Below are 21,598 nucleotides of genomic sequence, written 5' to 3' on the forward strand. Positions count from 1 at the left end.
CTCCCACAAGGGATCTCTATTCCAAACTGGCATGAAAAAGCCCCGCATCTCTCAATGCGGGGCTTTTTCATTCAACGCCGGATCAGTTGGCCGTTACGACCGCCTGACCACTCAACGCCAGGTCCAGCAGTTCGCGGTTGGCGACCGCGTACATGGCGTAGTCCGTGCCACTGGCGGCACGGATGTCCACCAGCATGGCACGCCAGCGCTCGACCATGTCGTGATGCTGCGCCAGCCACAGCGCCAGGCGAGTTTCCACCTCCTGGGTGCCGTCGCCCTGCTGCAGGACCGAAATGGTGATCGCCCGTTGCTGCCAGTCGACGTCATCACGGAACGCTTCACGGGCCAGGGCCTGCCAGTTGTTTTCCACCGGCAGCGCGCTGATCTGTTGCAAGTACCAGGTGATGTCCAGGGCACTGCCTACGGCGAAGTAAGCCTTGGCCACATCGGCGGCGTTCTGGCCGGTGACATCGGACGCCTCGATGATCGGCAGCAAGGTGTACAGGTGCGTAGTGCCTGCAACCATGCGCGCCAGCAGTTCCGGCACGCCGGCTGCTACGTAGGCCTGGTAGCGGGTCTGCCAGCCTTCACGGGTCGGGCCTTCCAGCAGTTCGTCGAGCTTGAGGCCCAACGCCGCCAGGTGCGGACCGAAGTGAGCCACGTCACGGGCAGCGTTCTGCTCGTTGCGGCGGCTGCGCAGGAACCAGCGCGTCGCACGACGACCCAGGCGCATCAGCTCGTCCATCAGCTCAAGTTGCACGTCAGCCGACACCTGGTGATCCAGGGCTTCAATCTGACGGAACCAGTGCGGGAGATGGAAGATGTCCCGCACGATCACGTAAGCGCCCGCCACGTTCGCCGGGCTCATGCCGGTGGACTCTTTGAGCCGTTGAACGAAGGTGATGCCCATGTGGTTGACCAGGTCGTTGGCGATCTGGGTGCTGACGATCTCGCGCTTGAGGCGATGGCGACGCATGGCTTCGGAGAACTTGCTCACCAGAGTCGGCGGGAACGCGGTCTCCATGTCACGGGTCAGGTAATCGTCATCCGGCACCTGGGAGTTGAGCAGCGCTTCCTTGAGGTCGATCTTGCTGTAGGAGATCAGCACCGACAGTTCGGCACGGGTCAGGCCTTGGCCCGCCGAGATGCGTTCGGCCAGTTGTTCTTCGGCCGGCAGGAACTCGATGGCGCGATCCAGCTTGCCTCGTGCCTCCAGATCGTTCATCAGGCGCTTGTATTCGGCAATGCGCACGAATGCACGGCGTGCCGCCAGGGACAGGGCCTGGGTCTGCTTGTAGTTGTTGCCCAACACCAGGCCACCGACTTCGTCGGTCATGCTGCCAAGCAACTGGTTACGTTGCTTCTCGGTCATGTCGCCGGCCTGCACCACTTCGTTGAGCAGGATCTTGATGTTCACTTCGTGGTCGGAGCAGTCCACACCACCGGCGTTGTCGATGAAGTCGGTGTTGGTGGCGCCGCCATGCAGGCCGAACTCGACACGACCCAGTTGAGTCATGCCCAGGTTGCCACCCTCGCCCACCACCTTGCAGCGCAGTTCGTTGCCGTTCACGCGCAGCGCATCGTTGGCCTTGTCGCCCACGTCGGCGTGGCTTTCGCTGCTGGCCTTGACGTACGTGCCGATACCGCCGTTCCACAACAGATCCACCGGCGCCTTGAGCAAGGCGTTGAGCAGCTCGGTCGGGGTCAGTTTGTCGGCCTTGATGTCGAAGCGTTCTTTCATCTGTGGCGAGATGGCGATGCTCTTGGCGCTGCGCGAGAAGATACCGCCGCCTTCGGACATGATGCTGGTGTCGTAGTCGGTCCAGGCCGAACGCGGCAAGTCGAACAGACGCTGGCGCTCGGCGAAGCTGCTGGCAGGCTCCGGGTTCGGGTCGATGAAGATGTGCAGGTGGTTGAAGGCTGCCACCAGCTGCAACTTGTCAGACATCAACAGGCCGTTACCGAACACGTCGCCGGCCATGTCGCCAACGCCCACCACGGTGATGCTGTCTTCCTGGACATTGATACCGCGTTCACGGAAGTGACGCTGTACGCCGACCCACGCGCCCTTGGCGGTGATGCCCATTTTCTTGTGGTCGTAGCCAGCCGAACCACCGGAAGCGAACGCATCGCCAAGCCAGAAGCCGTAGTCGATGGCGATGCCGTTGGCGATGTCGGAGAAGGTCGCAGTGCCCTTGTCCGCAGCCACTACCAGGTACGGGTCATCGTCGTCATGACGCACGACATTGGTCGGCGGAACCAGTACGCCTTCCTTGAGGTTGTCGGTGATGTCCAGCAGGCCGGAGATGAAGATGCGATAGCACGCCACGCCCTCGGCGGCGATCTCGTCCCGGCCACCGCCCAACGGCAGGCGTCGCGGCAGGAAACCGCCTTTGGCGCCCACCGGCACGATCACCGAGTTCTTCACTTGCTGGGCCTTGACCAGACCCAGCACTTCGGTACGGTAGTCTTCTTCACGGTCGGACCAGCGCAGGCCACCGCGAGCAACGTTACCGAAGCGCAGGTGCACGCCCTCGACCCGAGGCGAATACACGAAGATCTCGAACTTGGGCACCGGTTTCGGCAGTTCCGGGATCAGGTGCGGGTTGAACTTGAAGCTGAAGTAGGACTTGTTCTGGCCGTTGGCGTCGGTCTGGTAGAAGTTGGTCCGCAGGGTGGCCTTGATCAGGTCCAGGTAGCGACGCAGGATGCGGTCTTCGTTGAGCACCTGGACGTCGTCCAGCGCCGTGAGGATCGCCTGTTCCAGACGCAACTGCTTGTCTTCCAGGTCGTCGCCGCTGAGTTTGCGCGCCAGGTAGAAGCGGGTCTTGAACAACCGGGTCAGTTCGCGAGCGATGTCGGTGTGGTTGTTCAGCGTGCTGGCGATGTAACCCAGGTCGAAGCCCAGGCGGATCTGCTTCAGGTAACGGGCGTAGGCACGCAGCAGCGCCACGTCGCGCCATGGCAGGCCGGCAGTCAGCACCAGGCGGTTGAATGCATCGTTCTCGGCATCACCACGCACGATGTGGACAAAGGCGTCCTGCAAGGTGTCGTTGAGCTGCTGGATGTCCAGGTCCAGGCCTTCGGCGGCGGTGAACGCGAAATCATGAATCCAGAACTCGCGGCCATTGGTGTGGCGCAGGCGATACGGGAACTCGCCCAACACGCGCAGGCCGAGGTTCTCCAGGATGGGCAACACATCGGACAGCGCCAGCGGCGTGTCGGCGTGATACAGCTTGCAGTGCAGCTCGCGCTGGCCGGAAACCTGGCCCAGCGGCTGGTAGAAGCTCATCACCAGCGGATTTTTTTCGTTCAGGCTCAGCAGGTGCTGCATGTCGACCACGGCCGAATGCGCGGCAAAACGCTCGCGGTAGCCGGCCGGGAAGCCTTTCGGGAAGTCGGACAGCACGTTGGTGCCCTGGGCTTCGCCGAAGCTTTCGATCACCAGGCTGGCGTAGTCGTCCTTCCAGCTGCGGCAGGCCTGCACCACTTCTTTTTCCAGCAAGACCGGGTCGATGTCGAGACGATTCTTCGGGTCCACCCGCAGGATCAGCTGTACACGGGCCAGCACGGATTCGGAGAAGAAGGTCCAGAACTCGCAGTCCGAGGCTTTCAGACGCTCCATCAGCACTTGCTGGATCTTCTGGCGCACTTCGGTGGAATAGATGTCGCGCGGCACATAGGCCAGGCAGTAGCAGAAACGGCCATACGGGTCTTTACGCAGGAATACGCGGATCTTGTTGCGTTCCTGGATCTGCACGATGGACATCACGGTGCTGAACAGCTCGTCCACCGGGGTCTGGAACAGATCGTCACGGGGCAGCACTTCGACCACCTGGGCCAGTTCCTTGCCCAGGTGCGCCTTGGCCTGGAAGCCCGAGCGACGTTCGATTTCCTCGACCTTGCGACGGATGTAAGGGATCACGCGCACGCTTTCGCCATACACCGACGAGGTGTACAAGCCCATGAAGCGGCATTCCTTGATGACCTTGCCATCGGCGTCGATCTCACGGATCGACACGTAGTCCGGGTAAGCTGGACGGTGTACGCGGCTTGGGTGTGCGGCCTTGGCGAACGACAGCGGAGTCGGTTCGCGCAGGTAGTTGACGGCGTAGTCTTCAATGCGCAGGTCATCGACCGTGAGGCCGGCACGCAGCAGTTTAGTCAGACCGAGGAACGAATCGGCGTCGTATTCGATATGGCCGCCATCGGCGTCATCACGAACCACGAATTCTTCATAGCCCAGGAAGGTGAAGTGGTTACCCACCAGCCATTCCAGGAAACTCTTGATTTCACCTTTTTCGTCGGCATCGATAGCGTAGGCGCTGCTGTCCAGACTCGACAGAATATCCTGGACCTTGGCTTTCATCGGCTCGAAATCAGCCACCGCCACGCGCACTTCGCCCAGCACCTGCTCAAGTTCCTTGCTCAGGACGTTGAGTTCGGCGGCGTTGGCGCAGCGGTCGATTTCAAGGTACATCAGCGATTCTTGGAGGATGCCATCGCCTTGGGTGCCTTTGGGCAGGATTTCCAGCAACTCGCCCTTGTTGCCGCGACGCACGCTCAACACGGTGGTTTGCAGGGTATGGATGCTGTAACCGCGACGGTTCAGTTCGGTGCGGACCGAATCCACCAGAAATGGCAGGTCGTGGTGCAACACTTCCACCGCCGTATGGGTCGACTGCCAGCCGTGGCGTTCGTAATCCGGGTTGTAGACACGGACCTGCGGCTGCGTGTGATCGAAGCGCTCAAGCAGGCGCCAGGCAGACAGGGTGCAGCCGGCGAGGTCGGACAACCGGCGCTGGGTAAGTTCATCGAGGGAAATGATGCCGAAGAATTGTTCAGCGAACAGCGCCACTTGTGGCAGTGCCTGTTCACTGATGTGCTGCGCCAGTGCCGCTTGCAGTTGATGCTGGAAGTCGGCTTTGCTGGCTGCGGTGAAGAACGCCATCTGTGGTACTCCGCTTGGGCTTGTTATTGATGGAAGCGTCGCGTGCAGCCCTTTTTCAGGGCTGTCGGCCATCCTGTTCCTGATTCTCGGGCAGAGGAAACAGGACGACAGGTGGGTGAAGCTGGACAAGACCGGCAGGTCACATCCTTTTCCATGTAATTTCCATGTAATGGACACCTGCAAAAAGCCCTCGTGGTGCCCTTTGCAGGTGTACATCCGCCGTGCAGCTTAACGAGTGCGACAATGTGCCTGCTTGCAGCGCTGCGACATATTCGGTCAACGGCAAGCTAAACAGCCGGTTTGCATCGAACAACCGTAGCAGCCCCACGACCAAAACGGCACCTTGCGGTGTGAAATTGCACGCAGTTTTTTGCGTGTGACTGCAGTAATCCAGCAGAAAATTACACGGGCTGGCAAAATCCACTTTATTTGCGCCCAGCAAGGCTCATTGAGCCAGGAGCCATCACCATGCAAATGACCACCGCCCTTCTGATCGCCAACCCGTGCGACGACGAAGAAGACAACATGGCCATGTTGTGCTGTCACAGCGCCCAGGGCGAAATGTTCCTGATGACCCGCTACCCCGACGAAGACGAACTGGAAATCGCCCTGGATGGAGAGCCTTCGACACTGGAGGGCGTCAAGGTCACTCTCAGCCCGACCCTGCTGAAAATCGAAATTGCTGCCTCGGATGCCGATGTGTTGAATGGGGATGATGTGCTGGAGATCACCCACGACACCGACGCGGCGGACCTTGCGGAAGTGGAACTGACGCTGCAGAACATCCTCAAGGGGACGGGCACCTATATAAGCCAGCTCTGATTCCAAAGGCGACCGCCCGCCCTGTGGCGGGGAGCCTGATAGGAGCCGTGTAGGAGCTGTCGAGTGCAACGAGGCTGCGATCTTTCCCACTACACTTGAATCTCAAGCGAAAGATCAAAAGATCAAAAGATCGCAGCCTCGCTTCGCTCGACAGCTCCTACACGGCGCCTACAACCCAGAGTGGGTAAATGAGAGCCCTATCGCGAGCAAGCTCAGCTCCCAAACCGATCACAAATCCGCACACCAAACAAAATCCCGTTAGTCGCCACCCCCCGCCATGCATTAAAGTAACGCCCCCAGCTCCGACGTTATCCGAACGCCTGGGCCACCCTTTCCAGGAACAGTCATCGATGGAACATCGTGAAGCGCTGCTGGCGCTGCGAACCTTTCTTTCAACGCAGATCCTCGGCCAGGAAAAACTCATCGAGCGTCTGCTCATCGCCCTGCTCGCTGACGGCCACATGCTGGTGGAAGGCGCGCCGGGGCTGGCCAAGACCAAGGCCATCAAAGAACTGGCCGAGGGCATTGAGGCGCAGTTCCATCGCATTCAGTTCACCCCCGACCTGCTGCCCGCCGACATTACCGGCACGGAAATCTACCGCCCGGAAACCGGTAGTTTCGTGTTCCAGCAGGGACCTATTTTCCACAACCTGGTGCTGGCGGACGAAATCAACCGTGCCCCGGCCAAGGTCCAGTCGGCCTTGCTCGAAGCAATGGCCGAGCGCCAGGTCAGCGTCGGGCGCAGCACCTATGAGCTGTCGCCGCTGTTTTTGGTGATGGCCACGCAAAACCCGATCGAGCAGGAAGGCACCTACCCGCTGCCTGAAGCCCAGCTCGACCGCTTTCTGATGCACGTCAAGATCGGTTTTCCCGATGCGGCGGTGGAACGGCGCATTCTGCAGCAGGCCCGGGGTGAGGCGCTGAATGGCGAAACCAAGCCCGAGCGTCGCGTGAGCCAGCAGGCCATTTTCTCCGCACGCAAGGAGATCCTCGGGTTGTACATGGCCGACGCCGTGGAGGAATACCTGGTGCAACTGGTCATGGCCACCCGTACGCCGGCCAAATTCGACCCGGAAATGGCCGAATGGATCGCCTACGGCGCCAGCCCGCGAGGCTCCATTGCCCTGGACCGGTGCGCCCGTGCCCACGCCTGGCTCGCCGGCCGCGACTTCGTTAGCCCCGAAGACATCCAGGCTGTGCTGTTTGACGTGCTGCGCCACCGCATCATCCTGTCGTTCGAAGCCGAAGCCGCCGGCATTGACCAGGACCGCGTCGTGCAGCGGATTCTTGACGTCGTCGCCGTCGCTTGAGTAGCCAGCCATGAACAACCCACTGGCGCCCGTCCCGGGCATCCGCGTCAGCCTTTCGGAGCTGATCGAGATGCGCCATCGCGTGCGTGAAGTGCAGTTGTTCTCGACGCCAGGCCAGCGCAGTCCGCTGATCGGTCTGCATCACTCCAAGCTGCGCGGGCGCGGCGTGGATTTCGATCAGGTGCGGGTCTATCAGGCCGGCGACGATGTACGCACCATCGACTGGCGCGTGACCGCCCGAACCCAGGAGCCCCACACCAAGCTGTTTCATGAGGAGCGGGAACGACCGATCTTCATCATGATCGAGCAAAGCCATCGGCTGTTCTTCGGCTCGGGGCTGGTGTTCAAGTCGGTGCTCGCGGCCCAGGCCGCCAGCCTGATCGGCTGGGCCGCCCTGGGGCACAACGACCGGGTCGGCGGGCTGGTGTTCGGAGATAACACCCATTACGAGGTCAAGCCCAGGCGCAGCAAACAGAGCCTTCTGCAACTGCTTAACCGCCTGGTGCGGGTCAATCAGTCGTTGCATACCGAGGGCGAAGCGGACCGCGATTCGTTCGGCAACGCCTTGCGCCGGGCCCGGGAAGTGTTGCGTCCTGGTAGCCTGGTGATCGTGATTTGCGATGAGCGCGCGCTGTCCGACAGCGCCGAGCAACAGTTGAGCCTGCTGTCACGCCATTGCGACCTGTTGCTGTTGCCGCTTTCGGATCCGCTGGATCACGCCCTGCCCGCCGCGGGATTGCTGCGTTTCGCCCAGCGCGGCGCGCAGTTGGAGCTCGACACCCTGAATTTCGAACTGCGCCAGACCTATCGAGCCCAGGCCGAGGCCCGCCAGGAGCGCTGGGAATTGCTGGCCCAGAAGCTGCGGATTCTGCTGATGCCCCTGAGCACCCAGGGCGACATGGTCGAACAGCTACGCGAATACCTGAACCCCAAGCGGTCGGGGAAAAACCGATGAGCAGCCTCGATCAACTGCAACCGCTGATCACGCCGCCACCCGTCGGTTTCTGGCCCCCTGCGCCGGGCTGGTGGCTGCTGCTGGTCGTGTTGCCGTTGCTGGGTCTTGGACTGTGGCAATTGCGCCGGTTCCTTCCCGTCAAGCGCTCCACCGTGCGCGCCGAGCAGCCCCTGGACCCTGCGCGCCTGGCCGCTCTGGCGGAACTCGCCCAGCTCCCCAAACCCTACGATGGCGCCCCTGCCGGCGCCTGGCTGCAACAACTCAACGGGCTGCTCAAGCGCCTGTGTCGCAACCACTACCCGTACAGCCAGAGCCACACCCTCAACGGACGTAAATGGCTGGCTTTCCTGGATAACCGCTGCCCGGCGGCAGGCCTGACCCGCTGGATGGTGCTGGTGGAAGGCGCCTACAAACCCGAATGCAAGCTCGATGACAAAGCCATTGCCGGCCTGACCCACGCCGTCGAAATCTGGATTCGCAAACATGTTTGAGTTCGCCTGGCCGTGGATTTTCGCGCTGTTGCCGCTGCCCTGGCTGATGCGTCTGGTGCTGCCGGCGGCCGACAGTGGCGAGCCGGCCCTCAGGGTCAGTTTCCTGGGCGATCTCGAAGGTCTCGTGGGGCGCCGGGCCCGAAGCAATCTGCCGACCTGGCGTCAGCAGGCGCCCTTCATCCTGCTCTGGCTGCTATTGCTGATTGCCGCAGCCCGCCCACAATGGTTGGGCGAGCCGTTGCCGATTGCTGCCAGCGGCCGAGACCTGTTGGTGGCGGTAGATGTTTCGGGGTCCATGGACTTTCCCGATATGCGCTGGCAAGACGAGGACATCAGTCGTCTCGCGCTGGTCCAGCATCTGCTGGGAGATTTTCTCGAGAGCCGCGAAGGTGATCGGGTCGGCCTGATCCTGTTCGGCAGCCAGGCCTACCTGCAGGCACCGCTGACCTTCGACCGGCGCACCGTGCGGCTCTGGCTGGATGAGGCGCGCATCGGCATCGCCGGCAAGAACACCGCTATCGGCGACGCCATCGGTCTGGCGCTCAAGCGTCTGCGTCAACGTCCGGCAAACAGCCGCGTGCTGATCCTGGTCACCGACGGGGCCAACAACGGCGGGGAAATCGACCCGCTGACCGCCGCCCGGCTGGCCGCTGAAGAAGGCGTGAAAATCTACCCGATCGGCATTGGCGCCGATCCGGAAGAAAGTGGCACGGCAGGGTTTGTCGGGGTCAACCCGAGCCTGGACCTCGACGAAGCGACACTCAGGGAAATCGCCCAAGCCACCGGCGGCCAGTATTTCCGCGCCCAGGACGGTCAACAGTTGCTGGCGATCAAGACCACCCTCGATCAGCTCGAACCGGTGACCCAGCAACCGACCCAAGCGCGCCCCGCCCAGGCACTTTACCAATGGCCCCTGGCCGTTGCGCTGCTGCTGAGCGTTTTGCTGGTAGCCCGGGAACGCTGGCCGGACAACCCTTTGCAGCGCCTGTTCACCCAGTCCTTGTTCCAACCGGCAGAACATTCCGAGTGGCGCCGGCGACTCAAGCGCATGCGCCTGGGGAAACGCCGATGATCGCTCTCTGGCCACACTGGCTGCGTCCCTGGTTTCTCTTGCTACTGCCTGTGTTGGGCTGGCTGCTGTGGCAGCTGTGGCACCGGCAGAAAAGCGTGGGCCGCTGGCAAATGATTCTGCCGCCGGCGTTTCATGCCGTGCTGCTCAGTGGCGGCAGCGGCCGCGAAAGCAAGCTCCCGTGGATTGCCCTCGGCCTGGGCTGGTTATTGGTAGTGCTCGCGCTACTGGGCCCCAGTTGGGCACGGGTCGAACAGACCAGCCAAAAACCTGCCGATCCGCTGGTGGTGGTGCTGGAGCTGACTCCGCAAATGCTCGCCGCCGACGTCCCGCCCACGCGTCTGGAGCAAGCCCGACGCAAAGTGCTGGACTTGCTGCATAGCCGCAGCGACGCCCAGACCGCAATCATCGTCTATTCCGGCAGTGCCCATACGCTGGTGCCGCTGTCCGACGACCTGTCCACCAGCGCCAACCTCCTGGAGGCGCTCACGCCCTCGATCATGCCCCAAAACGGCCATCGCGCCGACTTGGCGGTCAACAAGGCCAAGGCCCTGTTAAATCAGAGCGGGCTCGGCCACGGTCGGATCCTGCTGATTGGTTCGTCGTTGAACGACCAGGAACGCGAGCATATCCGCCAGATCCTCGATGGGTCTGCCACGCAATTACTGATGCTCGGCATCGGGACACGCGAAGGCGCCCCGGTAACCCAGGAAGACGGCAGTTACCTCAAGGATGCCCAGGGCGCGATTCTGGTACCGCGCCTGGACAGCCCGAGTCTCAAGTCCTTCCTCAATGAGCTGGACGGTCGCTATCGCCCGGCGCGCCTGGACGATAGCGACCTGCGCGGCCTGGGGCTGCTGGACGGTCCTCGCCATTTGCGCAGCGACGGTCAGACGTTGCGCCTGGATACCTGGGCGGACCATGGCTACTGGCTGCTTCTGCCGCTGTTGCTGCTGGCCGCCTGCGCGGGACGTCGTGGCTGGCTGTTCTGCCTGCCGTGGGTGTTCATGTTGCCGCAGACCGGTCATGCCTTCGAACTCCAGGACCTGTGGCTGCGCCCCGATCAACAGGGCCAGCACCTGCTCAAGCAGAAGCGTCCGGCCGAGGCCGCCGCCCACTTCGAGGACCACCAATGGCAAGGTGTGGCCCTGTATGAAGCCGGTGACTACAGCGAAGCCGCCCGCCGCTTTGCCGAGGGCAACGACGCCCGCGCCCACTACAATCGCGGCAACGCCTTGGCCAAAAGCGGCGAACTGGACGCCGCGCTGGATGCGTACGAGCAAGCCCTGGAATTGCAGCCGGACCTGCGTCCCGCCCAAACCAACAAAGCGCTGGTGCAGAGCCTGCTCAAAGAGCAGGCGGCAAAACCTGCCGAACCTGAGCCTAGTGAAAGTGAGCAGCCAGGGCCCGCCGAGCAATCACCGAACGCCAATGCCCAGGCACAAAGTTCTGCGCCGGGACAGCCCTCCCCCGAAGCGACCGCGACACCGGAACAATCCCAGGGCCCCCAGGCACCGGCACCGCCCGGCGCCCAGGATGTGCCGGGCAGTGAGTTGCCCGATGAGCGGACCACGACCCCACCGCTGCGTCCCGCGGCCGGCCAGCGCAATGACGAAGAACAGCGCCAGGCACTGGAACAATGGCTGCGCCAGATCCCGGATAATCCGGGCGAACTGCTCAGACGTAAATTCTGGTATGAACAGCAAAGCCATCAGGCCCAGGGAAAAAACCCATGACCCGCTTCACCGCCTACCTCCTCGTCTTGCTGCTCTGGGCCTCTGGAACCCAGGCTGCACAGCTGACTGCCAGTGTGGACCGCAGCCGCCTGAACTCCGGGGAAACGGTGGAACTGACCCTGGAATCCAATGACGCCACACTGTTCGGCAAACCCGACCTGAGCCCGCTCCAGACGCTGTTCGAAGTGCGCGGCACCCGCCAGGTCAACCAACTGACGACGCTTGACGGCGAGAATCGCGCCACCACCCGCTGGATCGTCACCCTGCTGCCGCGCCAGAGTGGCACCGTGGTCATTCCGCCCCTGCAATTGGGCGAAGTGACGAGCCAGCCGATCAGCCTGCAAGTGATCGAAAGCGAAACGCGCAATGAGCCAGGCAAACTGGCCCCGGTGTTCATCGAGGCCAGCCTCGACCAGACCCAGGTCTATGTGCAGGCACAGGCGATCCTGACCTTGCGCATCTACCATTCGGTGTCGCTGTACGACGACAGCAGCCTGACGCCGCTGCACATCCCCGATGCCCGCACCGAACAACTGGGCGAATCGCGCACCTACGAAAAGGTCATCAACAACTTACGCCACGGCGTGATCGAACTGCGCTATGGCATCTACCCCCAGCGCAGCGGCGAACTGACGATCCCGGCCCAGACCTTCAGCGCCACCCTGGTCGAGCCGGTGGCCCAGGGAGCTGCCCCGTCGGGGCCCAAACCCGGCCAGTTGATACGTGTCAGCTCCGAGCCACTGCGCCTGACCGTCACCCCCAAGCCCGCCAGTTACCCGGCTGATGTGCCCTGGCTGCCGGCACGCAGCCTTTCCTTGAGCGAGAGCTGGAGCCCGGAACCGACCCACAGCCAGGTGGGTGACTCCCTGACCCGCAGCCTGACCCTGGAAGCCGAGGGCCTGGCCAGCGCCCAGATCCCCCCCCTGCCGGCCACTGAAATCAGTGGCCTGCGGCGCTACCCCGACCAACCGGTACTCAGCAGTCGCAGCAGTGAGCGCGGTTTGGTCGGCAGCCGTGAAGACCGCGAGGCCCTGGTGCCCAACCGCAGTGGCACCATTGAACTGCCGCCGGTGGAAGTGGTTTGGTGGAACACCCTGGAAGACCATCTGGACCGCACCAGTCTTCCAGCGCGGACCCTGCAAGTGGCGAACAACCCGAGCTTGATGGTGGACACGCCAACAAGCACACCTCAGATCGTGACAATCGTCGACAGCGACACCTTGTGGTATTGGCAATTGAGCACGTTCATCCTGGCCTGCACCACGCTACTGGGCCTGGGCCTATGGTGGCGCGCCCGTTCGCAGCCGGCGATCCTGCGCGCGACCCAGGCCGGGCCGAGCCCGCGGACCTTGCTGGACGACCTCAAGCGTGCCTGCCTGGCCAACGACTCCCACGCTACACGCCAGGCGCTGGACGCCTGGGCTCGCCAGCAACCGGAAACCCTGGCCGACATGGCCGCGCGCTTCGTGCCACTGTCCGACGCCCTGGACGGCCTCAACGGCGCGCTCTACAGCGAAACGGGTCAGTATTGGCAGGGCGAAGATTTATGGCGGGCCATTCGTACCATTCCCGCTGCGGAAGGCTTCCAGGACCCGGCCAGCGACAGTGGCTTGCCGCCGCTGTACCCCAAATAGCCCCCTTTGCGGGACATAGAGCATCTGTGGCGAGGGGATTTATCCCCGTGGGGCTGCAACGCAGCCCTGAAACCCGACATTTCGATCAGCTTGGTTGATTGAGTTCGCTTCATGGGGCTGCTTCACGCAGCCCAGCGGGGATAAATCCCCTCGCCACAGGATTGGTGCCAACTCATTTGTATAGGTTGTCCGGGTTCTCCGCCCTGTTTCCCAGTAAACTCTGCTTCTTTTAGCCGCCCATCTTCCTGCGGCCATCACCTGTTTTCTGGAGTTCCCCTTGCGTCTGTTCCACACCTCCGACTGGCACCTTGGGCAAAACCTGCACGGTCAGGAACGCGATTTCGAACACGCCTGTTTCCTTGACTGGCTGCTGCGTCAGTTGACCAGCGAAAAGCCCGACGTGCTGCTGATTGCCGGTGATATCTTCGACACGGTGAACCCGCCGGTCAAAGCCCAGGAGCGGCTGTACGATTTCATCGTCAGTGCCCATGAACAAAACGCCAATCTGACCATTGTGATGATCGCCGGCAACCACGACTCCGGCTCGCGCATCGAACTGCCGGCGCCGCTGATGCGCCGGTTGCGCACGCATGCCCTGGGCCGGGTGTTGTGGCTGGACGACGGGCAACTGGACGTCGAGCGCCTGCTGCTGCCGCTGCCCGACGCCAAGGGCAAGGTCAAGGCCTGGTGCCTGGCCCTGCCGTTCCTGCGGCCTGCCGAGGTGACCGGCGCACAACTGGGTGACGACTACCTGCGGGGCATCGGTCAGGTCCATGAATGGCTGATCGCCGCCGCCAACGACAAACGCAAGAAGGGTCAGGCGCTGATCGCCATCAGCCATGCGCACATGGCCGGCGGCTCGGTGTCCGAGGATTCCGAGCGCAGCCTGATCATCGGCAACGCCGAAGCCCTGCCCGCCAGCCTGTTCGGTCCGAGCATCAGCTACGTCGCCCTCGGCCATTTGCACAAGCCGCAAAAGGTCAACGGCGAAGAGCGCATCCGCTACAGCGGCTCGCCGATTCCATTGTCGTTTTCGGAGATCGGTTATCAGCATCAGATTCTCGATATCACCCTGGACGGCGAAACCCTGGTCAAGGTCGAGCCACGGCTGATTCCCCGGGCCGTCAATCTGCAGCGCCTGGGCCCGGCCCCTCTGACCGATATTCTTGTGCAACTCAAGGACCTGCCGGACATCGACCTGTTGGCCGATGTCCAGCGCCAACCCTGGCTGGAGGTGCGGGTGCGCCTCGATGAGCCGCAGCCGGACCTGCGCCATCAAGTGGAAACCGCCCTGCAAGGCAAAGCCGTGCGCCTGGTGCGGATCGCCGCCGAATACGCCGGCAACGGCGGCAGCGCAAACGCCGATGACGGCGCCGCACTGGTCGAACTGGATCAGTTGAGCCCGCAGGAACTGTTCAGCCGCGCCTGGCAAGACAGCTACGGCAACGAAGTGGACGAACAGACCCTCAAGGATTTTGCCGTGCTGTTGCAAGACGTGCAGATGGAGGGCGAGCAACCATGAAAATTCTCGCGATCCGTCTCAAGAACCTCGCCTCCCTGGCCGGGCCATTCGAAATAGACTTCACCGCCGAACCGCTCGCCAGTGCCGGCCTGTTCGCCATTACCGGTCCCACGGGCGCCGGTAAAAGCACGCTGCTCGATGCCTTGTGCCTGGCGCTGTTCGGCGCCGTGCCGCGCCTCAACAACACCGGGCGCGACGCCAAGGTGCCGGACGCCGACGGTGAAATCGCCACGGGCGACCCGCGTACGCTGTTGCGCCGTGGTACCGGCGATGGTTACGCCGAAGTGGATTTTCGCGGCATCGACGGTCGTCGCTACCGGGCGCGCTGGGAAGCCAATCGCGCCCGGGAAAAGGCCGGTGGCAAGCTGCAAGCCAGTCGCCAGAGCCTGCGGGATCTGGACAACGATCAGTTGCTGGCGAGTCAGAAAGGCGAATACAAAACCCAGCTCGAAGCCGCCCTGGGCCTGAACTTTGAACAGTTCACCCGTGCCGTGTTGCTGGCCCAGAGCGAGTTCAGTGCATTCCTCAAGGCCGATGACAACGACCGCAGCGAACTGCTGGAAAAGCTCACCGATACAGCCCTGTATACCCGACTGGGCCGGCGAGCCTTCGACAAGGCCAAGCAAGCCAAAGAGTCCCACAAGCAATTGCAGGACCAGGCCACCGGCGTCACACCGCTGGCCCCCGAGGCCCGCGCCGAACTGGACCAGCGCTTCAACGAAGCCCAGCACCAGCTCAAGGCCCACCAGGCGCAACTCAAGCAACTGGAGCAACAACACACCTGGCTCAAGGAACTGCGCCAGTTGCAAGAGCAACAGGCCTGCGCCGCCGAGCAACTGCAACAAGCCCAGGCCGACTGGAACGCCCTGGCCGACGAACGCCTGAAGCTGACCCGCCTGGAACAACTCGCGCCGCAACGGCATCAGTTCATCCGCCAGACGGAGCTGACCCGGCAGCTCGAACCCCTGGCGGTACAGGTCCAGCAGCTCACCCAGCAACAGATCGATCTGCATGAACGCCAGGCCGAGCTGGAGAAAGGCCTGGGCGTTGCGCAAATGGCGCTGACCGCCGCCCGACAACAAAGCACCGACAGCGCCCCCTTGCTGCGCCAGGCCTTTGAAGAACAAGGCACCCTCGCCCGCCTCGACAGGGAGGCTCGCCAAAGCACCGAACGCCAGGAGCAGGCACAACACGCCTGTAGCGAAGGCCAGCGCACCCTCGACACCCTGCTTGAGCAGCAAAAGCAGGTGGCCGGGCGCTTGCAGCGAATCGCCGGAGAGCTTGAACAAAGCACTCACCTGGCGCCGTTGAGCGACGCCTGGCAGGCCTATCGTGATCGCCTCCAACAGCTGATGCTGATCGGCAACCGGCTGAACCAGGGGCAGGTCGAACTCGCCACCCTGGAGCAAAATGCCACCCACGCCGCCGAGCACCTGGCAACCCACCGGCAAAACCTCGAAGTGCTCTACAAGGAAGCCGACGCCGAGCCGCAAGCGGTGGCCGAGCAGATCCAGTTGCTCGCTAATCTGCTGCAAGACAATCGCAAGCAACTGCGTGCATTCGAGGACCTGACGCGGCTCTGGGCCAGCCAGCAAGACCTGGACAAACGAGGTGCCGAGCTTGAACAGCGCCAGCAACAGGCGTTGCAGGAACGTGATCGACTGGTGCGCGAAGGCAGCGAAGCCAAGGCCGAACTGGCGATTGCCGAACAGACCCTGAGCGTCACCCGGCAACTGCTGGAGCGTCAGCGTCTGGCCCGCAGCGAAAGCGTGGAACAACTGCGTGAACAGCTCAAGGATGACCAGCCATGCCCGGTGTGTGGCAGCGTCGAGCATCCTTACCATCAGCCCGAAGCCTTGCTGCAAAGCCTGGGGCGTTTTGATGAAACCGAAGAGGCCAATGCGCGCAAAGCCGTCGAATCGCTCCATGAAAAAGTCATCGATCTGCGCGCGCAATACAGCGGCGTCATCGCCCAGCTCAAAGAACTCAAGCAGCAACAGGAACAGCTCGCCAGCCAGTATCAAAGCCTGGCGCCCAGCCTTGAAGGCCATCCGCTCTCGGCGCAACTGCTGGCCCAGGATGTAGCCAAACGCGACGCCTGGCTGGACCAGCAAAACAGTCAGCTCAACCTGCGTATCAGCCAGGACGAACAACGCCAGGCCGCCCTGCTGACCCTGCAACAGGACGCCGCGCGCCTGGCGCAGCAATTGCGCGAGGCTGAAACTGCGCATCAGCAGGCATCATTGCACCTGAACAATCAACAGCAGGAGCTGGCCCGGGATCGCCAGCGCCTGGACGAGGAACTGAGCCACTTCAGTACGTTGTTGCCGGCAGACACACTACAGGCCCTGCGCACCGAGCCCGCCGCGACCTTCATGCAGCTTGACCAGCAGATCGCCCAACGCCTGGCGCACCTGGAACAGCAACGCGACGAACTCCGTGAGCAGCTTCAGCGTCAGCAGACCCTGGAGAAAGAGCAGGATCGCCAGCAAACCCGCCTCCAGCAGTTGGAGTTGGCGCAACGGCAACTGAGCGCCCTGACTGAACAACAGCAGGCCTGCCAGCAGCGGCTCAAGCAATTGCTGGGCGAACACACCAGTGCCGAACAGTGGCAGCAACAACTCGACCAGGCTCTGGAACAGACCCACAGCGCCGAAACAACGGCCAATCAACAACTGCAAGCGCTACGCCACAACCTCGTGGAACTGGCCGCCGAACTCAAAGCCCGCCAGGAACAGGCCCAAGCGTTGGACACCGAACACACGGCACTGGCCGCCGGCATCGCACAATGGCGCGCCTGCCACCCGGAACTGGATGATGCGTCTCTGGCCGCCTTGCTTGACTTGGACGAGCAAAGCGTCGGCCAACTGCGCCAGCAACTGCTCAACAGCGAAAAAGCCATTGAGCAGGCCCGGGTGTTGCTGACTGAACGCGAGCAGCGCCTGCAACACCATCAGGCCCAGCACAACGGCAACCTGGAATCCGAACAACTGGCCCAGGCCCTCACCGAACTGCAAACCCAATTTACCGCCAGCGAGCAACGCTGCGCCGAACTACGCGCCGAACAGGCCGAAGACCAGCGCAGGCAGAACGCCAACCAAGCCCTGGCCCAGCAGATCGAACAGGCTTATACCGAGTACCAGCGCTGGGCACGGCTCGATGCGCTGATCGGTTCGGCCACCGGCGACCGCTTCCGCAAGTTGGCGCAGGCGTACAACCTCGATTTGCTGGTGCATCACGCCAACGTGCAGCTACGACAATTGGTGCGCCGCTACCGGCTCAAGCGCGGTGGCAGCATGTTGGGGCTGCTGGTGATGGACACGGAGATGGGCGATGAGCTGCGTTCGGTGCATTCGTTGTCCGGCGGTGAAACCTTCCTGGTTTCCCTGGCCTTGGCGCTGGGCCTGGCCTCGATGGCTTCCAGCACGCTGAAAATCGAATCGCTGTTCATTGACGAAGGCTTTGGCAGCCTGGATCCCGAGTCCCTGCAACTGGCCATGGATGCCCTCGACGGTTTGCAAGCCCAGGGACGCAAGGTTGCGGTGATTTCCCACGTGCAGGAAATGCACGAGCGAATCCCGGTGCAGATCCAGGTTCGTCGTCAAGGTAATGGCCTGAGTACCGTGGAGGTGAAATGAACCGCGCCACGCTCTACTCCTTCCGGCGTTGTCCCTACGCGATGCGAGCGCGCATGGCGTTGCGCTACAGCGCGGTCGAATTGAACATTGTCGAAGTCAGCCTCAAGGCAAAGCCGCCCGAGATGCTGGCGCTTTCCAGCAAGGGCACGGTGCCGGTGTTGCAGGTCGATGGCGAGGTGATCGATGAAAGCCTGGAGATCATGCGCTGGGCCCTCGCACAGCATGATCCGGATAATTGGCGGTTGCTCGGCAACCTCGAAGGCCAGGCGTTGACGGCCGCGTTGATCGAGGAAAACGACCAGGTCTTCAAGCTTCATCTGAACCGCTACAAATACCCTGAGCGCTATCCTGAGTACCCCTTGGAGCATTATCGGGCCGAGGGAGAGGTCTTCCTGCGCAGACTGGAAGCATTGCTTGAAACCCGAGCATTTCTGGCAGCGGCTCACCAGAGCCTGGCCGACGTGGCGCTGATGCCGTTCGTGCGGCAGTTTGCTCATGTCGACCGCGAATGGTTTGCCGCAGCACCCTACCCTCGCCTACAGCGTTGGTTGCAAGGCTTGCTGAATTGCGAGTTGTTCGTGGCGATCATGGCCAAGTAATCACCCCACCCGTGAACAGCTTTTGTGGCTTGCTTCAGGCAGCCACGCTGCACATGCGCACCACTGCGCAATCGATCTGAAAAGGCCCGAAGACGGCAACCCTGGGCTTGACCGGCGGATTCCCCACCAACGCCCCCAAGGCCTTGGCAGTCAGGATGTTGTGAGCGATGTTGTGGTTGCACTCGATGGTCCGCGCCAGAGATCCCGCCGAGGCTTGCCCCAGACCCAGCAATGAAAAACCATTGGTGATGAACGCCAGGAATGCGATCACCCAAAACTTGCTTCTGTTCATGCGCCGACCGCCCCTTTTGCTGCGCCATGCTCGAGCGCCGCGCGGGCAACCGGGGGACCATAATGAACAGAAGGCCGGGCGGCCTGGAGGGAGGTTTCGGCAGAGCCTTGGAATTGGGCACCAAGGCTGACCACCAACACCATCGCCACGTAAAGGCCGATGGCAATGTACGCGCCGTGTCTGGCAGAAGAAAGGATAGTGCTGGCCATGGGGTTCTCCGTGGGCATGTTCAGTGCCCACAGAATCAATCAACTAAACCGATTTTAATAGCGATCAATACGCATAGTGTCTATCAGTTTTATTGATTACTCACCCAAGCAAATCAGTCTTCAAGCAAGCTCAATAATCGCTCACGCGCCACTTCCGGCTCGCCGGGGGTCGGCTGGGCGGCCGAAACAATGGGGGTGGAATAGAGGAACAGCAGCATCATTGCCAGACGCATCGCCATGGTGTCGATCTCTTGTTGGAGAAGGAGTCAATTTACTAGCGTCAAATTTAAACACATGGCCAAGTGATATTACAGCGGGTTTTTCGTAGGGGCAGGCAAAGCCTGCGATTTTTTCTCTTTTCAAAGATGAAAAGATCGCAGGCTTCAGTTTTTCAGCGCGGTTCAGTGTTGGGTCTTGTGGTCCAGGGCGGCGTAGAAATTGGCGCTCTGTTGCAGGTATTTTTCGGTGTAGCTCTGGGTGCGGTTTTTCTTGTTGCTGATTTCAATGCTGGCACTGGCGGGCAGCGCCACGGTAGCGGAGATAGCGGAAGCAGCGATCACAGAAAAGAGATTCAGATTCATGTCGGTAGTCCTCGGATTCAGTTGGCTTATCTGCCCGGTTGGGCCGTGAAGCAAACTTACGCGCCGAGGCGTCCCGCTTTGAAATGCTTTGCAACACTAGCAAATATCAGTCTTGTTGATACAGCGATGCAGGCCCCGAAAATCGGGGCCTGCGCTTTACTGAGGGGCCATGAACTTCAAGTCGCTCGGTGCATCCATCGCCAACTTCTGCACGGTTTTGCCCAGCAGGCCGGTCTTGGGGTCACGCTCGACAACCACGATCTGGTTGCTCTTCTGATTGGCGATCAGCAGGAATTTTCCGCTCGGATCGAGGCTGAATTCCCGCGGGTGATCCCCCTCCGCGGAGCGGCGCTGAAGCTCTTTCAGCGTGCCGGCCGCCGGGTCGATGGCGAACACCAGCACTTCGTTGGTGGTGCCACGATTGCTGACGTACAGGAACTTGCCATCCTTGGAGGCATGCAGCGCTGCCGCCGCTCTGCCGGGCTGTGGTTTACCCGCTGCCAGGTCGACCAGTTGCCGCTGGCTCAAACGCCCATTCTGATAGTCGAACACCGCCACCTGGGCAGTCATTTCCATCGTCAACCACGCATGCTTGCCGTCGCCACTGAACAGCAAATGACGTGGCCCACTTCCCGGCGGCAGTTGCACGAATGCCGGCTCGGCGGCGGTCAATGGCAGCTCGGGATTAGCCTGCGGGTCATATCGGTAGACAAATACCTTGTCCGCCCCCAGGTCGCTGGCGAACACGTATTTGCCATCGGGCGAAGATACTACCGAGTGCACATGAGCGGACATCTGCCGCTCGGGATTGACCCGGCTCGGTTGATGGCTGCTCAGTTGCACCACCGGCGACAGCTTACCGTCGGCGCCCACCGGCAACACCGCCAGGGTGCCGCCCGGGTCTTCCACCACCGAATAGTTGCTGACCAGCAGATGCCGGCCATCACCGCTGAAGCTGGAATGGGTCGGCTCGTTGCCCAGGGACTGCACCTGGTTGATCAGGCTCAGTTCATGGGTTTTCGGGTCAATGGCGTAGCTGCTGACCTTGCCCACCGGGTCTTTTTGCCCCGGCCCGTTTTCATTCACCACGAACAGCCGGCTCATGTCCTTGGAAAGGGTCAGCCACGATGGGTTGTCGGTCTTGATCACTTGCAACGGCTGGGCATCGAGCTGGCCGCTGCGGCTGTCGAATTGCAGGCGGTAGATGCCCTGGCTCTGGCCGGCGGTATAGGACCCCACCAACAGTTGATGGCGTTCATCGGTCTCTGCCTGGACGCCCATGGCGCCCACGCTGCCGGCCATCAACAAGGGCCAGAAACTACGCATCCTCATGTTCGTCGTCCTCATCGGCGTGGCCGCTCGTCGCTTCCACGCACTCCAGATGGTGGTCACCCGAATCGCTGGTGATGATCCAGTGATTCGAGGCTTTGTCGAACGTCGCGGCCTCCATCTGCGCAGGCGTGAAGCGCCAATGCTCGAGGGTGCGACCGTTCATGCACTCGACGCGCAGTTGGCCTTGTTCGTCGAGGGCAAAATTGAATGCGTGCAGGCCATCGATAATCAGCATGTCGCAGGAGTCGAGGGCGTGCAGCAGGGTGTCGGTCAAGGCAGTCATGGTGATCAGTCGGTCGTTGGGAAAGTTGTCATGATAACCCAATGGGCGAGTGGGCCTTGGGCCAAAGGTTCGAAAGCACTGTCACTGCCCGATCGCATCGCGAGCAGGCTCGCTCCCACAATTGGATTTGCAGCGAACACACATCTTGTATTCACCACCCATCCACTGTGGGAG

At 61.9% G+C, this 21,598-nt stretch carries 17 protein-coding genes; 10 read left to right on the forward strand and 7 right to left on the reverse strand.

Annotation, left to right across the window (positions count from 1 at the left end; all coding sequences use genetic code 11):
- Nucleotides 1-82: 82 nt before the first annotated feature.
- Nucleotides 83-4,951 carry an NAD-glutamate dehydrogenase gene (locus tag BM132_RS05130; RefSeq protein ID WP_092453767.1) on the reverse strand — a complete coding sequence of 1,623 codons (4,869 nt, stop codon included), beginning with the start codon at nucleotides 4,949-4,951 and terminating at the stop codon, nucleotides 83-85.
- A 468-nt stretch (nucleotides 4,952-5,419) separates the two neighbouring features.
- Between BM132_RS05130 and BM132_RS05135 the strand changes: the two genes are divergently transcribed.
- The 10 genes from BM132_RS05135 (at nucleotide 5,420) to BM132_RS05180 (ending at nucleotide 18,727) form a co-directional block, all read left to right on the forward strand.
- Nucleotides 5,420-5,773, forward strand: coding sequence for a hypothetical protein (locus tag BM132_RS05135; protein ID WP_092453768.1), 354 nt, complete (start codon nucleotides 5,420-5,422; stop codon nucleotides 5,771-5,773).
- Nucleotides 5,774-6,123: 350 nt separating this feature from the next.
- On the forward strand, nucleotides 6,124-7,083 hold the full coding sequence (locus tag BM132_RS05140; RefSeq protein ID WP_025213310.1) for an AAA family ATPase: 960 nt from the start codon (nucleotides 6,124-6,126) through the stop codon (nucleotides 7,081-7,083).
- A gap of 10 nt (nucleotides 7,084-7,093) precedes the next feature.
- Entirely contained in the window at nucleotides 7,094-8,038 is a 945-nt protein-coding gene (locus tag BM132_RS05145; protein ID WP_092453770.1) for a DUF58 domain-containing protein, read from the forward strand.
- The gene (locus tag BM132_RS05150) at nucleotides 8,035-8,529 is read left to right on the forward strand and encodes a DUF4381 domain-containing protein (RefSeq protein ID WP_092453772.1); all 495 of its coding nucleotides are present in this window, start codon (nucleotides 8,035-8,037) and stop codon (nucleotides 8,527-8,529) included. The genes BM132_RS05145 and BM132_RS05150 overlap by 4 nt, the downstream gene beginning before the upstream one ends.
- The gene (locus BM132_RS05155) at nucleotides 8,522-9,601 is read left to right on the forward strand and encodes a vWA domain-containing protein (RefSeq protein WP_092453774.1); all 1,080 of its coding nucleotides are present in this window, start codon (nucleotides 8,522-8,524) and stop codon (nucleotides 9,599-9,601) included. Before BM132_RS05150 ends, BM132_RS05155 begins: the two co-directional genes overlap by 8 nt.
- The gene (locus tag BM132_RS05160; protein ID WP_092453776.1) at nucleotides 9,598-11,334 is read left to right on the forward strand and encodes a tetratricopeptide repeat protein; all 1,737 of its coding nucleotides are present in this window, start codon (nucleotides 9,598-9,600) and stop codon (nucleotides 11,332-11,334) included. The genes BM132_RS05155 and BM132_RS05160 overlap by 4 nt, the downstream gene beginning before the upstream one ends.
- The gene (locus tag BM132_RS05165) at nucleotides 11,331-12,968 is read left to right on the forward strand and encodes a BatD family protein (protein ID WP_092453778.1); all 1,638 of its coding nucleotides are present in this window, start codon (nucleotides 11,331-11,333) and stop codon (nucleotides 12,966-12,968) included. The genes BM132_RS05160 and BM132_RS05165 overlap by 4 nt, the downstream gene beginning before the upstream one ends.
- Before the next feature lie 277 nt (nucleotides 12,969-13,245).
- Entirely contained in the window at nucleotides 13,246-14,490 is a 1,245-nt protein-coding gene (locus BM132_RS05170) for an exonuclease SbcCD subunit D C-terminal domain-containing protein (RefSeq protein ID WP_092453780.1), read from the forward strand.
- A complete protein-coding gene (locus tag BM132_RS05175; protein WP_092453782.1) occupies nucleotides 14,487-18,128 on the forward strand; it encodes an AAA family ATPase in 3,642 nt (1,213 codons plus the stop codon). Before BM132_RS05170 ends, BM132_RS05175 begins: the two co-directional genes overlap by 4 nt.
- A complete protein-coding gene (locus tag BM132_RS05180; RefSeq protein ID WP_092453784.1) occupies nucleotides 18,125-18,727 on the forward strand; it encodes a glutathione S-transferase in 603 nt (200 codons plus the stop codon). The genes BM132_RS05175 and BM132_RS05180 overlap by 4 nt, the downstream gene beginning before the upstream one ends.
- Before the next feature lie 34 nt (nucleotides 18,728-18,761).
- Here BM132_RS05180 and BM132_RS05185 read toward each other — a convergent pair whose 3' ends face one another.
- The 6 genes from BM132_RS05185 to BM132_RS05205 all read right to left on the reverse strand — a co-directional run bounded on the left by BM132_RS05185 (nucleotide 18,762) and on the right by BM132_RS05205 (nucleotide 21,424).
- Nucleotides 18,762-19,019 (reverse strand): hypothetical protein, encoded by a 258-nt coding sequence (locus tag BM132_RS05185; RefSeq protein ID WP_092398528.1) that lies wholly within the window; start codon nucleotides 19,017-19,019, stop codon nucleotides 18,762-18,764.
- Nucleotides 19,016-19,228 carry a hypothetical protein gene (locus BM132_RS05190; RefSeq protein WP_092453786.1) on the reverse strand — a complete coding sequence of 71 codons (213 nt, stop codon included), beginning with the start codon at nucleotides 19,226-19,228 and terminating at the stop codon, nucleotides 19,016-19,018. The genes BM132_RS05185 and BM132_RS05190 overlap by 4 nt, the downstream gene beginning before the upstream one ends.
- 113 nt (nucleotides 19,229-19,341) lie before the next feature.
- On the reverse strand, nucleotides 19,342-19,467 hold the full coding sequence (locus BM132_RS28645; protein ID WP_256244135.1) for a hypothetical protein: 126 nt from the start codon (nucleotides 19,465-19,467) through the stop codon (nucleotides 19,342-19,344).
- A gap of 162 nt (nucleotides 19,468-19,629) precedes the next feature.
- Nucleotides 19,630-19,809: a hypothetical protein gene (locus BM132_RS05195; protein WP_092398532.1), complete on the reverse strand. Its 180-nt coding sequence runs from the start codon at nucleotides 19,807-19,809 to the stop codon at nucleotides 19,630-19,632.
- 156 nt (nucleotides 19,810-19,965) lie between these two features.
- Nucleotides 19,966-21,141 (reverse strand): lactonase family protein, encoded by a 1,176-nt coding sequence (locus BM132_RS05200; RefSeq protein ID WP_092453788.1) that lies wholly within the window; start codon nucleotides 21,139-21,141, stop codon nucleotides 19,966-19,968.
- Nucleotides 21,128-21,424 (reverse strand): DUF5629 family protein, encoded by a 297-nt coding sequence (locus BM132_RS05205; RefSeq protein WP_177218139.1) that lies wholly within the window; start codon nucleotides 21,422-21,424, stop codon nucleotides 21,128-21,130. The genes BM132_RS05200 and BM132_RS05205 overlap by 14 nt, the downstream gene beginning before the upstream one ends.
- Nucleotides 21,425-21,598: the final 174 nt, after the last annotated feature.

This window comes from Pseudomonas sp. NFACC45 (assembly GCF_900113505.1).
In the GTDB taxonomy this organism is placed as follows: Bacteria; Pseudomonadota; Gammaproteobacteria; order Pseudomonadales; family Pseudomonadaceae; genus Aquipseudomonas; species Aquipseudomonas tehranensis.